The organism is Psychrobacillus sp. FSL K6-2836, assembly GCF_038003085.1.
Taxonomy (GTDB): Bacteria; Bacillota; Bacilli; order Bacillales_A; family Planococcaceae; genus Psychrobacillus.
Window position 1 is genome coordinate 1 of record NZ_JBBOOM010000004.1, and the last position, 13,862, is coordinate 13,862.

16 protein-coding genes are annotated in these 13,862 nt (G+C 33.8%); 11 read left to right on the forward strand and 5 right to left on the reverse strand.

Annotated features, from left to right (window positions below; all coding sequences use genetic code 11):
* Nucleotides 1-110: 110 nt before the first annotated feature.
* The 5 genes from MKY37_RS21920 to MKY37_RS21940 all read left to right on the forward strand — a co-directional run bounded on the left by MKY37_RS21920 (nucleotide 111) and on the right by MKY37_RS21940 (nucleotide 2,776).
* The gene (locus MKY37_RS21920; protein ID WP_340780330.1) at nucleotides 111-581 is read left to right on the forward strand and encodes a DinB family protein; all 471 of its coding nucleotides are present in this window, start codon (nucleotides 111-113) and stop codon (nucleotides 579-581) included.
* A 78-nt stretch (nucleotides 582-659) separates the two neighbouring features.
* Nucleotides 660-1,064 (forward strand): VOC family protein, encoded by a 405-nt coding sequence (locus MKY37_RS21925; protein WP_340780331.1) that lies wholly within the window; start codon nucleotides 660-662, stop codon nucleotides 1,062-1,064.
* A gap of 69 nt (nucleotides 1,065-1,133) precedes the next feature.
* Nucleotides 1,134-1,532 (forward strand): nucleoside 2-deoxyribosyltransferase, encoded by a 399-nt coding sequence (locus MKY37_RS21930; protein WP_340780332.1) that lies wholly within the window; start codon nucleotides 1,134-1,136, stop codon nucleotides 1,530-1,532.
* A 358-nt stretch (nucleotides 1,533-1,890) separates the two neighbouring features.
* On the forward strand, nucleotides 1,891-2,142 hold the full coding sequence (locus tag MKY37_RS21935) for a hypothetical protein (RefSeq protein WP_340780333.1): 252 nt from the start codon (nucleotides 1,891-1,893) through the stop codon (nucleotides 2,140-2,142).
* 94 nt (nucleotides 2,143-2,236) lie between these two features.
* Nucleotides 2,237-2,776 (forward strand): GNAT family N-acetyltransferase, encoded by a 540-nt coding sequence (locus MKY37_RS21940; RefSeq protein WP_340780334.1) that lies wholly within the window; start codon nucleotides 2,237-2,239, stop codon nucleotides 2,774-2,776.
* Nucleotides 2,777-2,904: 128 nt separating this feature from the next.
* Here MKY37_RS21940 and MKY37_RS21945 read toward each other — a convergent pair whose 3' ends face one another.
* A complete protein-coding gene (locus MKY37_RS21945; RefSeq protein ID WP_340780335.1) occupies nucleotides 2,905-3,444 on the reverse strand; it encodes a TetR/AcrR family transcriptional regulator C-terminal domain-containing protein in 540 nt (179 codons plus the stop codon).
* A gap of 140 nt (nucleotides 3,445-3,584) precedes the next feature.
* Here MKY37_RS21945 and MKY37_RS21950 point away from each other — a divergent pair, with 140 nt between their 5' ends.
* Nucleotides 3,585-4,970 carry a DHA2 family efflux MFS transporter permease subunit gene (locus tag MKY37_RS21950; RefSeq protein WP_340780336.1) on the forward strand — a complete coding sequence of 462 codons (1,386 nt, stop codon included), beginning with the start codon at nucleotides 3,585-3,587 and terminating at the stop codon, nucleotides 4,968-4,970.
* Between the two features lie 138 nt (nucleotides 4,971-5,108).
* Here MKY37_RS21950 and MKY37_RS21955 read toward each other — a convergent pair whose 3' ends face one another.
* The gene (locus MKY37_RS21955; RefSeq protein ID WP_340780337.1) at nucleotides 5,109-5,711 is read right to left on the reverse strand and encodes a phosphatase PAP2 family protein; all 603 of its coding nucleotides are present in this window, start codon (nucleotides 5,709-5,711) and stop codon (nucleotides 5,109-5,111) included.
* 344 nt (nucleotides 5,712-6,055) lie between these two features.
* Between MKY37_RS21955 and MKY37_RS21960 the strand changes: the two genes are divergently transcribed.
* The 5 genes from MKY37_RS21960 (at nucleotide 6,056) to MKY37_RS21980 (ending at nucleotide 9,531) form a co-directional block, all read left to right on the forward strand.
* Nucleotides 6,056-6,244: a hypothetical protein gene (locus MKY37_RS21960; protein WP_340780338.1), complete on the forward strand. Its 189-nt coding sequence runs from the start codon at nucleotides 6,056-6,058 to the stop codon at nucleotides 6,242-6,244.
* A gap of 36 nt (nucleotides 6,245-6,280) precedes the next feature.
* On the forward strand, nucleotides 6,281-6,916 hold the full coding sequence (locus tag MKY37_RS21965; RefSeq protein ID WP_340780339.1) for a class I SAM-dependent methyltransferase: 636 nt from the start codon (nucleotides 6,281-6,283) through the stop codon (nucleotides 6,914-6,916).
* 559 nt (nucleotides 6,917-7,475) lie between these two features.
* Entirely contained in the window at nucleotides 7,476-8,603 is a 1,128-nt protein-coding gene (locus MKY37_RS21970) for a serine hydrolase domain-containing protein (RefSeq protein ID WP_340780340.1), read from the forward strand.
* Nucleotides 8,604-8,641: 38 nt separating this feature from the next.
* Nucleotides 8,642-9,073: a GNAT family N-acetyltransferase gene (locus MKY37_RS21975; RefSeq protein WP_340780341.1), complete on the forward strand. Its 432-nt coding sequence runs from the start codon at nucleotides 8,642-8,644 to the stop codon at nucleotides 9,071-9,073.
* A gap of 161 nt (nucleotides 9,074-9,234) precedes the next feature.
* Nucleotides 9,235-9,531: a hypothetical protein gene (locus tag MKY37_RS21980; protein ID WP_340780342.1), complete on the forward strand. Its 297-nt coding sequence runs from the start codon at nucleotides 9,235-9,237 to the stop codon at nucleotides 9,529-9,531.
* A 488-nt stretch (nucleotides 9,532-10,019) separates the two neighbouring features.
* Here the strand turns inward: MKY37_RS21980 and speD are convergent, their stop codons facing one another.
* From speD to serC, 3 genes are all read right to left on the reverse strand, one after another.
* Nucleotides 10,020-10,835, reverse strand: coding sequence for an adenosylmethionine decarboxylase (gene speD, locus MKY37_RS21985; protein ID WP_340780343.1), 816 nt, complete (start codon nucleotides 10,833-10,835; stop codon nucleotides 10,020-10,022).
* Nucleotides 10,836-11,499: 664 nt separating this feature from the next.
* Nucleotides 11,500-12,468: an NAD(P)-dependent alcohol dehydrogenase gene (locus tag MKY37_RS21990; protein WP_340780344.1), complete on the reverse strand. Its 969-nt coding sequence runs from the start codon at nucleotides 12,466-12,468 to the stop codon at nucleotides 11,500-11,502.
* A gap of 124 nt (nucleotides 12,469-12,592) precedes the next feature.
* Nucleotides 12,593-13,690: a 3-phosphoserine/phosphohydroxythreonine transaminase gene (gene serC, locus MKY37_RS21995; protein WP_340780346.1), complete on the reverse strand. Its 1,098-nt coding sequence runs from the start codon at nucleotides 13,688-13,690 to the stop codon at nucleotides 12,593-12,595.
* Between the last annotated feature and the right edge of the window lie 172 nt (nucleotides 13,691-13,862).

Below are 13,862 nucleotides of genomic sequence, written 5' to 3' on the forward strand. Positions count from 1 at the left end.
GAAATGACTTCCAATGCGGAAGTCATTTTAATATGGAGGAAGGGATTTAGTGCGTTTGAGGAGAATACATTCAAGGGCAGGAGTATTAAACGAAAATAGGGGGAGTAGTATTGGAACAAACAATTTTTAATCATATGCAGGTAGTACGAGGGATAACAGAAAAATCTATCCAGCAAATACCCGAGGAACTAGCAGATATTGTTCCAACAGGATTTACGAATAATATTCGCTGGAACTTTGGTCATATTGCGTATATACAGGAAAAACTTCTATTTGGTGTTTCTGGGCAGAAGATGACTCTTCCTGAAGCATATGAAGTTTTTTTTAGTGCAGGTACGAAACCAGCTAATTGGATTGAAACTCCACCTTCACTCACAGCAATTTCAGGTGAACTGATTGCACAAAAACAACGAATAAGAGATTACCTACCTGGAAATCTTCAGAAAAGATTGCCCGAGCCATTCACTAACAAAGCTGGGATTACTTTTCACACACTCGGAGAAACATTTCTATTTAGTTTCTATCACGAAGCACTACATATGGAATCCATCAAAAGGATTTATAGAGCTATTAAAAACTGAAAAGGTCTATTGCAAAAAATTTTAGGGTAAATTCCACTAATCACAGTATCAATAATAATGGTAACAGGAGGAACTAAATTGGAATATGTCTTAGATCACGTTGGAATTGCGGTTAGAAATATTGATGACGCTCTTCCATTTTATCTTAATGTATTAAATGGATTACTAGAGGATCGTTACACAAGTGACACCCCTGGAGTTGAAGTACACGTAGCTGTTGTAAGAACTAATGATAAAGTAATTGAATTACTAGCACCAACCAACAAGAACTCACCAATGGCTCGCTTTATAAAGCAACGAGGAAAAGGTGTACATCATATTGCCTATCAAGTGGACGATTTAGAGAAAGCAATACTCGAGGCAAGAAATAATGGAATTCGTTTTCTAGAGGAGACACTACGTACTAACAAACGTGGTAGAAGGCTCATTTATATTAATCCCGTATCAACTGATGGAACTTTAATAGAACTTTGTAGTTATTAAAACTTAGACAAATTAGAGAGTTAATCCAATAATATTTACAGTGAATTTGTAATAAAAAGGGGAGAAATTATGAAGTTTTATATTGCATCTAGCTTTAAAAATATAGACATGGTGAGAAATGTAAGTGAAAAATTAAAGAATAAAGGATATATCCTTGTATATGATTGGACTGTAAATGAAAATGTAACAACTTTGGAAGAGCTAAGGGTGATAGGTGAAAAAGAGAAAACTGCTGTAATAGAAGCTGATGTGGTTGTAGTTTTATTACCAGCAGGTAAAGGAAGCCATATTGAACTAGGTATCGCTATTGGAAATGGTAAAAAAATATATCTGTATTCACCAAACAAAGAAATAGATAATATTGAAACAACGAGTACCTTTTATCATTTACCCGAAATCGAAAAGTGTTTTGGAACATTAGATGAGTTAGTTGAAATTATAGACAATACATCACTAAAGCTATCGTAAGCAAGATGGCCCAATATGACAGTCAAGAGTGTTGTTCAACTAAAGGTATAGTATAGTTACATATTTTAGGAACGATAGGTGTGCAAATTCGTCTTCTATTAAGGGTGATGTTCTGAAAAAATGGATAATTATTATACTTTTTTTATTAGCAGTTACATTATTTTTTATTTGGAATAAAACCACTTTAATAAATCCACTTGGGATCGTACATTCGTACAAAACGGAATGGGGAATTAAACTTCCAGTACCAGAGAAAAGGGAAGAGGTATGGAGGTCTCAAGCAAGTTTCCAGGGAGATGGAGAATGGTTCAATGTTTTTCAATACGCTACCCCAAAAATCTCTATTGTCGATAGTGGCATGATTGCACTATCGACAGATAATGTAGATGAGGCTAAAAAGAAAATTGATCACTTTATAACTACTACCATTACAATGTACCAATTCCAGGGAAATGAAGAACAGGTAAAAGAGGCATTTGCACATTATCCAATTGAACCTCAAATAGGTGATTTTTACTTTTATAAAGAAAAAAATGGTGGGTTTGATTACTTTATTGCTCTATTTAAACAAGACGAAAATAAATTGTATACATTTGAGTGGCATCAATAGATTTCTCAAATGGAAGTATTAAAATAATTTTTCTACTCGACTAATGCAAGTAGGTAAAGATAATTCGATGAAATTAGGGAGGAAGAGAAAATCTATGAGATTTCCAATATTGGAAACAAAACGACTGAAATTAGTTCAAGTTGAAAAAGAACATACCCAAAGTTTTTACGACATTATGTCAAGAGACGAAGTGACGAAGTATTATGGAATGGAGAGCTTGAAAAGTATAGAAGATGCTTCAAAAATAGTCGAGTCTTTCCAAAACACATATGAGAGCAAAAGGGGTATTAGATGGGGAATCGTATTAAGAGAGACAGGGGAGTTTGTTGGGACGTTGGGATTAAACAATCTTATCACTTGGAGTAAAAAGGCTGAAATTGGTTTTGAGCTGCATCCTTCATATTGGAACAAAGGAATTACGACTGAAGCAGTAAAAGAAGTATTACGATACTCATTTGAGGATTTAGAAATATTTAGAATAGGTGCCATAACTTATCCACAGAATGAGCCGTCTAAACAATTATTAAAACGGTTGGGTTTTAACGAGGAAGGATTATTAAGGGGTTACCTCTATCAAAATAATCAGTCTCACAATGCTTTAGTTTTTTCATTGTTAAGAACAGAATGGCAATAATAAGAGTGAATAGTTGAATTAGGTTAACATACTGTGGATTAAAGCCATTTGTAGCGGCTAATGAGAACATGCCAAAATGTTGTGAAATCAATGTTTTGGGATTTCATATTTTTTAATAGAAAATACAATTATGATCGATACATAAGATTAATCTGCTCGGCAATATATGCTGAATCCAGATGTAAGCCATCTTTTAACCACCACATAATGATGCCGACAATGGAAGCAGTTTTAATATCAGGATCTACAATGATTTTTCTTCCTATATTCTTAGATTGACTTCTTCGGTTTACTATTAAATCTTTCATCAACAAAAGTAAATGCTGCTCTACTTGTTCAAACTGTACTAAAGCCAAAATGGAATTCCTTTGTTCAACAAGATAATCCAATAGCTGTATTAAGTGCTCTTTTCGATTCCTATCAAAAATGGAGTTTAAAGCTTCTATTTTGTCAGTTAACGCTTGTAAAATATCATTTATTAAATGTTCCTTTAATTCATTAATATTCTGATAGTGTAAATAAAAGGTCGTACGGTTCAATTTTGCTTTCTGTGTTAAAGTTTGAATCGAAATTTGATGGAGTGAGTGGCCTTCTTGTAATAGAGTTAGTAGGGCTTCTTTTAGCATTTCCTGCGTACGAATGGCACGAGGATCTTCTTTAAAAGTCATGTAAATCATTCCTTTTTAATATTATATTGTCTACTAATCGACAGAAATGACCTGATTGTATATGGCTGTTATAATTCTTCTGCTATTATATTTTTTAGACACTTTGTCGATAATATATATTATATGGGAAGGAATTTTATATGCAAAATGAAATGTCGAGTAGTACTAAAAAATTACTACTTATAATAATGATAACAGGAACCTTTTTTTCTACATTAAATCAAACATTGTTAAACGTTGCACTTAGTGATTTAATGGTTGTTTTTGATGTAAATACCGCAACAATTCAATGGTTAGCAACTGGCTTTATGCTTGTAAATGGTGTGTTAGTACCAGTTACAGCTTACTTAATGAAACGTTTTTCAACACGTCAGTTATTTATCAGCTCATTGTTATTTTTACTAATCGGCTCTATTATTGCAGCATGTGCGAATAATTTCGGCGTACTATTAACAGGTAGAATGATTCAAGCAGTGGGTGCTGGAATTATCATCCCTTTAATGATGACTGTAATTGTTTATCTATACCCAGCGGAAAAACGTGGAGCAGTTATGGGGAATATCGGCTTTGCCATTATTTTTGCACCAGCAATTGCACCAACACTATCAGGGTTTATATTAGAGTATTTATCTTGGCGATGGTTATTTATCATCATGATTCCATTCGTAGCAATAATCATCATTCTAGCTAACAAATATTTAGTTAATGTAGCTGAAACGTCAAAAGTAAAGCTCGACGTAGTTAGTGTGATTTATTCGACTGTTGGCTTTGGACTTGTTCTTTTTGGCTTTAGTAGTGCAGGCAGCCGAGGATGGGATGATTATATCGTCATTACATCAATTGTTGGGGGTTTGCTCGTAACAATCTTGTTCTGTCATAGACAAATAAAGTCTGCTGAACCTTTATTGAGCTTAAATGTCTTCAAATTTAAAGTATTTACGATGACGACGGTAGTTAATATTGCAATTACCATTTTAATGTATGCCGATTTAATATTACTGCCAATTTATCTGCAGGATGGACGAGGTTTTACAGCACTTGATGCAGGATTGTTATTATTACCGGGTGCCATCATTAATGCAATGCTTTCCCCAGTAACTGGAAAGCTATTCGATAAATTTGGGGCAAAACCTTTGTTCATTCTAGGAACAGGTTTAATCGCGATATCGATGCTTGCGGTAATTGACTTATCATCAGAAACAACAACAGTATATATTTTAGTTCGTACAATTTTATTGCGTATTGGTTTAGCGTTTATTACGATGCCGTTAAACACAGCTGCTTTAAATGCATTACCAAGAGAACTAGCCTCTCATGGGTCTTCGATTAATAACACAATTCGCCAACTAGCTGGAGCAATTGGTACAGCAGTTATTATGACGATTTATACTATTCAATTATTGAATGTTTCGTTAGAATCTAAGACAGGTTATATTAGTGCCGCGAGTAACACGTACTTGTATATGTTTGTTATCTCTATAATTGCGTTCATAATCACATGGTTTACGCCGAAAAAGACGAGTTAACTTAAATACGAAAATACTAGTGGCGTTAATATATGGATACATAAAAAGACTTAAGTCCTTACTAATTGGACTTAAGCCTTTTTATTAGTTTGTGACAGTTTGGTTGATACAGAAATTGAGAGAAAGAAGGTAGCACACTTATTTGCTAAAATCGTGATTTCCTCTTTTGTACCACCATAAGCAAAGGACAAACCAACTATATCCAAGCAACCAACCAGCTAAAACATCAGAAGCAAAGTGACGTCCCTCTGTTATTCGAGAGAGCCCTATTAATAAGGCGAATAGAATGGCTGCTATCCAAACGATGATTGAAGCCCTTTTTGAAGTGACAGTTCGATTAAATAGATAGGCGATTGTTAATAAAAACAATAAACCATGCATTGCATGTCCAGAGGGAAAACTAAAAGTGGAAAACTGATCTACAATCTCAGGACGTGGTCTTTCAATTACACGTTTTAAAAATTGATACAAGCCATATCCCACACCAACGGATAAAAATACAAAAACCATCAATTTATAGTTCTGCTCACGAATCCAAATAATGAGTAAGACAATTAATGTGACAGCAAATATAAACTTGGTTTCACCTAAATAATGAAACATTGTGATGAATTTGTTTCCATATAATGAATCAGAAGTTATTCTGTCGAAAGCTTGTATGAATGGTGTCTCATAGGTCATCCATAAAATACAGAATACAACGAAAGTACAGAAAGCTAAAACATATTGCAACTTGTTCATATTACCATCCCTTCTAAAATTATACTTAGGTTTAAATAATGTGAGCAGGTCTCAATAAATAAAGAGAAAATAGAACAAATTATTACTATGATGAATATTGGTCTTTTTGTCCTTATATCAAGAAATATATTTTAGTATGGCTAAGCTTTAATTAAAAATACTAATTATGTAATATAGAACATAACTTAGTGCAGAAATGCTTGCCCTTACAAGTTCCCCTTATAATGTATTTATAAACTATTTATTCAAGAAGGAGAATTGCTCTTTGTTATTGAAATAACTGAGAGTAGCAACAAGTAGTTTTATGCTATAAAGTACTATACTTTAATATATGTACCAAAAAGATGGAGGTAAGAAAAATAAGGAAAAAGCATATCATAAATCTTATTGGTTGGATTTTCATTATTTTCCTAACAATAATTAAGTTTAACTTTTCGGAACAATTTTCAATTATTACAACTGGTTTTGGTGGATTAATCTGCATAGTAATAGGAGCAGTTTTAGTATTTTATAAGCCAAAGAAGAAAGATTGAAAAGATTTATAGTTTTAATAAAAGGAGATAAATATAATGGAATTTTGGGAATCGAGTTTTATCGAAAAACAAACTATGTGGGGATTTGAACCTACTGACTCTGCAATCTTAACAAAGGATTTTTTCCTTGAAAAAAATGTTAAGGATATTTTGATACCAGGTATTGGGTACGGTAGAAATGCAAAGGTTTTTATTGATAATGGAATAAATGTTACAGGTATTGAGATTTCAGAAACAGCGATTGATTTGGCGAGGCAAAATGGACTTGATATAAGCATTTTTCATGGTTCTGTAACTGACATGCCTTTTGATAACAAACTCTATGACGGTATATTTTGCCATGCACTTCTCCACTTATTGAATAAGCATGAAAGAGAAAAGTTTATTAATGATTGTTATAGTCAGTTAAAGCCAAATGGTTATATGATTTTTACAACTGTTTCAAAAAAAGCCACAATGTTTGGTAAGGGAAAACAATTGGATAAAGACTATTTCGAAATAATGGAAGGCGTAAAAATGTATTTTTATGATTCGGACTCCATTAAACGAGATTTTGGAAAGCACGGACTAGTAGATTTTACAGAAATTGATGAGCCGAATAAAGATATGAAAAACAAACCTTCTATAAACTTTATCGTTGTAAAATGTAAGAAAAGTTATAAGAATAATTGATAGAAAGGGTATTTCTAGCATATAGAAAGTGGATATTCTAAATGCTGCTCTTTTAAAATAGACCATTTCGATGGTCTATTTTTGTATCCAAAACATCATGAAGAGTTCAAGGTTCCGTTGTTAAATTTACAAAAAATTGCAACTTCTAATTGTGTTGAACGTATTAAAGTAAAGACGGGGATTAAGTGAAATAAACGAACATAAAAAAAGATTGCAATTTTAGTATGAATTGTACTATCTATTTCCGCAGTCTGTTATTTTTCCAAAAGGGTACTTCGTATTCAGAACCTCAGGAAGCTTTATTTGCATTTGAAAAAGATTTATTGTTAATTTCAGTCTATAAATTAAACGAAGATTCCTTTTCTTCTTCATAAAAAATAAGAATAATATCGGAGCTGCATATCTTCAAGAAGGACTACTTGGATAGATGAACATCACTTAGAGGATTTGTGCATTTGGTATTTTGAAAATGAAACTGTGCTAAGCGAAAATATATACACTTAAACCAACGACCAAACTGGAAATAAATTTTTTTTATTAAAGAAAAAGGAGATCGTGTATGAACAAAACTAATTACAAACTAAGTCTAATAACGGATTATATTAACGAAATTATTAATATAGAGCAGGGTGTTGGATTAAGCGTTGGAATTGTTAAAGACTCAGATATTATCTATTCAAAAGGTTTTGGGTACTCTCAGCTCCAACCTGTAAAACGCCCAATTGATGGGGATACTTTGATGAGCATTCAAAGTATTTCAAAAAATTTTATGGCAGTTTCTATTATGCAGCTTGTTGAAAAGAACTTGATTTCCCTGGATCATCCTGTTGTGAAACATTTGCCATACTTCAGAACAAAATATAAAGAACATAGTGATACAATCACCATACGACAACTCTTATCCCATACGGCAGGGTTTCCTTCGAACTTAGGAATTGCTAATATGATCGCTCCTAATGTAAAAGAAATTTTCTCAGATACACCTACAGAATTTCAAGAGGCATTGGATTATTACAACCTTACAGAAGAAGAGATTAGAACTATTCAAACTCGAGATGATATAACGAAGTGGTTTAAAAAAGTAGAGTTAGAATATCCCGTAGGTCAGGGGTGGAATTATTGCACAGATGCATATGTAATTCTTGCTGATTTGTTCGAAAAAATAACAGGTTCCAATTGGGAAAACTGTCTTAAAGATGAAATCCTCACCCCACTGAAAATGAATCGAACAACTAATGATTCACGAATCGTTGAAATGGATATGAACAGTGCCAGATATTATTTAGGCCAGGGTAGAATAGAAACTCCTTTTCCAAAAAACTCTACTTCAGCTCCAATAGGGTACTTATATTCTACAGCAAATGATTTAGGAAAATATATGTTATTCCATTTGAATACACACTCCAAAATTTTACAGCCAAATTTAGTTGAAGAAATGCAAAATGCTATTCATCTTGTCAGTGAGGAATGGCGTTTCGAAAGTGATATCAGAAGTTACGGACTCGCATGGTTTATAGATAAATATAGAGGATTAAGAATAGTAGAGCATGGAGGCGGTCAATTGGCCGTAAGATCACTGATGTCAATTGTACCTGAACTCAATTTAGGTGTAGTGATTTTACTAAATTTTGATGGAACCATTCATCATGATATTTGTAAAAAAATAATAGACATTTTTATAGATTAATAAAATAAAGATCAAATTTGGATAAGGGGAATTTTAATATGGAACATTTGGTTAAATGTAAATTTAGTGATTTAGATGAAATAGTGAAAATTGATATAGAAGTAATAGGTAATGATAGCAGACGAAAATACATAAACAAAGCTATTGAGGAAGATAGATGTATAGCTATTAAAAATGAGTCCTCAGTTGTAGGATTTTTAATATTTGATATTCATTTCTTTAATTGTAGCTTTATATCTTTGATAATTATTAAACCGACTGAAAGACGAAAAGGATATGCAACATCCCTTATAGAATATTTTATAAGCATATCGCCAACTAACAAAATATTCTCTTCAACCAATCAATCAAATATAACAATGCAAGAAGTATTTAAAGCAATTGGATTTATGCAAAGTGGAATTATTGAAAATTTAGATGAAGGAGATCCAGAAATAATTTACTTTATATCAACAAAAGCAACAGTTTAGTATTATAAAATACAACATGGGGTTGTGGAAAATGAACTGCGATACCTGATAGTCAAAATATTGGAGAGTGTAAATGAAAAATGGATAAGCCGAGCTATTTTAACGAAAAAACCTGTTTAGAACATGCTTTAAAACTACTGATTAAAGTTGGAGAAGTGCAATTGAATGAAGTTATAGTACAAAGAACTATTAATGAAGAAAATTACCCAGAAGGTCATTATGAAGACCTATATAATCTTTTACAAAGAACTCAATTTAAAGAAAAGTATAAAAAAGCTGTTTTAGATAATCCATATATGCGTAAACAAACTGAATTTGATGCAAGGGTCTGTCTGTCGGTGGCGTTATCATTTCTAACCGATATAGGAGAATTGGAAGGAGAAGAAATAGCGAAAATTATCATAAACGAAAGTTATCGAGGTGTATATAAACTTTTAGAGAGAGGTATTCAAAAGTAATAGTTCGAAGTTGGTAGACTGATGACCGATGGAGTAGTACCACGCATGAATATGGTTTACCAGCAGTTGTCAGGGAAGAAAATGCCACCTAATAAATAAAGACCGTCAACGGATTCGCGTGCATGGAACAGAAGGGTATAAGGTAATTAGTGCACTACAGAAGGATTTTTAAAATAGCTGAGCCTTCAGAATAATTATATTGAGCTAATAGGTATCAAGAAAAAATTCCATTCTTCCTGGAATAAAGGCAGCGGTGAAATTCCTAAGTAGGATTAATATCTCCCTTGAGTACGCCAGTTGGGATGCGCCTTGATCGTTTAAGTCAGCCTAACGGGGGAGCTTGGTTAAACAAGGAGTTCAAAGGACGATTAGAGAAAGTTAGCTAATAAAAATAAACTCGGGATCGGAAATGACAAGTTCTTATTAGTTTAAAAACGGAAAGAATAAGTGCATAAATAAAAAGGACAAAAAATGTGGTCCTAAAACTTTTATTCAGCTCTTGACATGTTTTTAGCGTAGAAAATCTCATCCATTTCTGTTTTTAACTTCTTCGTAATAGATTTTATTTCTTCATCAGTTAACTCGTCTTCTGTGTAGCCAAAGAGGTAGTTATTTAAATCAAATTCCTTGAGTTTACATTTTGTATGAAATATATTTTCCTGGTATACATTTACATCTATCATTTGATAATATTCCTGTAAGCCAAGGGGAATATAGTTTTGAATGGAATTAATGTCATGATCGATAAATAATTTATGACCCGTTACGTCTCTAGTAAAGCCACGTACACGATAATCCATTACCATAACATCTGTCTCAAATGAATGAATTAAATAATTCAGCGCTTTCAAAGGGGAAATCTCTCCACAGGTGGAAATATCAATATCCGCACGGAATGTGCTAATCCCTTCATCCGGGTGATACTCTGGATAAGTATGAACGGTTATATGACTTTTATCTAGATGTCCCACTACTGTTTCAGGTAGCGGTCCTGGTGATTCTTTAAAAGAATCCACTGGAGAATCATCAACAGGTCCTTCCGAAACCAAAATAGTTACACTTGCTCCCTGTGGTTCATAATCTTGCTTTGCGATATTTAAAATATTTGCCTCAATAATGTCCGACACTTTGGTTAATATTTTAGTCAACCGATCCGCATTATATTGTTCATCGATATAATCAATATAAGCCTCTCTTTCTTCTTTTGTTCTTGTGTAGCAAATATCATACATGTTGAAACTTAAAGACTTCGTTAGGTTATTAAAGCCATGTAACTCAATTCTTTGCTTAGGAGTTAAACTCATATTGAACTCACCTCTTTCACTTGAATTTTTAGACCCAGTTAATTATAAGTATGCGTTAAAACTAGTATTACATTCCCTGTAGTTTATTTTCCCACAAACAACGTATTCTGAAACATAATGTTCTTTTTTTAGTATATCTCCAAGGGGAAGTATTAACGCTCTCTTTGCAGCCATTCGACTAGGGATATGGACTTAGAACTTGTTGATTATTGTATCAAAAGAACAACTTATGAAAGCATGGTAAAGGTTAAAGTTTACTTGCATTTATGGCTAATGGGGCAGATTAGTTCAATAAGGAGATCGAAATAGAAGTTGAGGATCTCGAGTTTGAATAAAGGAGAGGCTGGTACAATAACCAGAGTAGTGCTACTCATATTGAGCGCTAGAGTCTGTTAATTTAAACAACTTTAATGGCCTTACTATATAGTTAATGTAGTACGGTTGTAGTTTTATTAGAAGAAAATTAAATTTTATTTCAATGCATAAGTTTATTTAGCCGTGATTTGACGTACCTATGTGTGAGTTATGAAGAACAGTCCAAGCGCCCTTCAAAGAAAAATCAGCCATAAATGGTCTTGTAAGATCCTGAGAAGTTATTTTGTCCGGACGTTAATTCATACGCAAAGTAAAAATTAGCGCAACTTTCTATTTTATCAAATTTTTTTCACATAGTGATAACGATTTTACCTTGAGTATGCCCTTCTTCAAAATATCTAAAAGCGTTTGGGACTTCACTCAACTTATAGTATCTGTCAATTACAGGTTTTATTTTTCCAACTTCTAGAAGGTCTTTGATGAAAATCAAATCATTTTGATTTGGCCTTTGCAGAAAGCTCCCTAGTTTCTTACTCCCTGTCATGGAAAGTAAAGGACCTAAGATCATAGCTTGAGTTAATTGTACTCCGGAACCTCCGACCATTACATAATTGCCATTCGGACTCAGAGAACGCTTATAAGCCGAAATTGGATGGTACCCGTTTACAGCAAGAATCAGGTCATAATTTTCCGTATTTTTTGTGAAGTCTTCTGTAGTATAATCAATGACATTGTCTGCACCAATAGATTTTACAATATCTAAATTTCTTGTGCTACATACCCCGGTAACCTCTGCTCCAAATGATTTAGCAATCTGTACTGCAAAAGTACCTACACCACCAGATGCACCATTAATCAAAACCTTTTGTCCAGATTTGATCTTGCCTTTATCTCTTAAACTCTGAAGGGCAGTGGTGGCAGCCATAGGCACTGCAGCAGCTTCCGCGAATGAAATATTACTTGGTTTAAGTACCAATGAATGTTCAGAAACTGTTACATATTCAGCAAAACCTCCCCATCCACAGCCAGAGAGATCACCAAATACTTCGTCACCTGGTTTAAAGTGTTTTACATTTTTTCCAACAGATTCAATCCTCCCAGATATATCACCCCCGGGTATGATGTATTTTGGTTTAGAAAGTCCAAAAGCAAAGCGTGCCAGGAACGGTTTTCCTTTTAAAAGAACTAGATTTCCATAATTCAAGGAGGCCGCGTAAATTTTTACAAGTACTTGATCATCGTTAGGAATAGGATTTTTTACCTCTCTTAAATCAATCACATCTGGTGAGCCATATTTGGTAGTTATTATTGCTCTCAAAGATATTCCTCCTAATTATCATTGAATTTTCCTGCTAAACTAATTAGAAAATATGCTAATAAAAATTAAAAAGACCTGAAATTTAAATTAAACCCAAGGTAAATTCACCTTGGGTTTAAACAATTTATTGGTGTTTAGTTTGAAAAGCAATCATAAAATCACTAAGAGCTTTACATGTTTCGAGTGGAACTGCGTTATAAGTAGAAGCTCGGCAACCACCTACAGAGCGATGTCCATTTAAGCCGATAAAGCCTGCATCTTTTGCTTCAGCTAAAAATTGTTTTTCTAATTCCTCATCTGCTACGCGGAACGTAATGTTCATAAGAGAACGACTTTCTTTTGAAGCATGTCCCGTATAGAAGCCATTGCTGTTATCAATCACATCATAAATCAGTTTTGCTTTTTCCTCATTTTGTGTAGCGATTGCAGTTAAACCGCCTTTTTCTTCAATCCATTTTAACACTTCTCCAAGCATATAGATGCCGAATGTCGGTGGTGTATTGTATAGAGAATTACTTTCAGCATGTGTGCTGTATTTTAGGATTGTTGGAATTTCTACGTTTGCCTTCGCCAGAAAATCCTTACGGGCAATAATGACAGTGACTCCGGAAGGTCCCAGGTTTTTTTGGGCTCCAGCGTAGATCATATCAAATTTACTAACATCTACAGGTTTTGACATTATATCACTCGACATATCTGCGATTAATGGAACCTCACCTGTGTCAGGAAACTCGGCCCATTGTGTACCGTAAATTGTATTATTCGATGTTATATGTACATATGCTTCTTCTGAGTCGAAATGGATTTCGTCTAATGAAGGGATATTACGGTATTTATTTTCTTTTGTACTTGCAATTTGCACAGGTTCGCCAAATAATTTCGCTTCTTTATAAGCTTTTTCTGACCAAACGCCTGTCAATATATAACTTGCCTTTTTTCCAGCCTCTAAGAAGTTCATCGGAATCATTGTAAATTGAAGGCTTGCTCCACCTTGTAGGAAAAGAATTTCATAATCGTTTGGAATAGCGAAAAGCTTTCTTAAACGGGAAATAGCTTCATTATGTACTTCTTCAAAGGTTGCGCTGCGGTGACTCATTTCCATAATAGACATGCCATAACCTTGGAAATTAACTAATTCTTGCTGTGCCTTTTCTAATACTTCTAGTGGAAGTGCGGAAGGACCAGCATTAAAATTATACGCACGTTGATTTGATTGACTCAAGATGAACTCTCCTATCGTATTGGTTTGAATTTATTTACCCCGCATTAACAGGCAGTAAGACTTCCACATCAAGGCTTGACCAAAGTAAGCGGGAGATCAACTGCCTGTAAAAGCCCGATTGGTTCAACTAACATTCGGTGGGGGATGGAGAAAACCCCACTGTTCGAGGTTT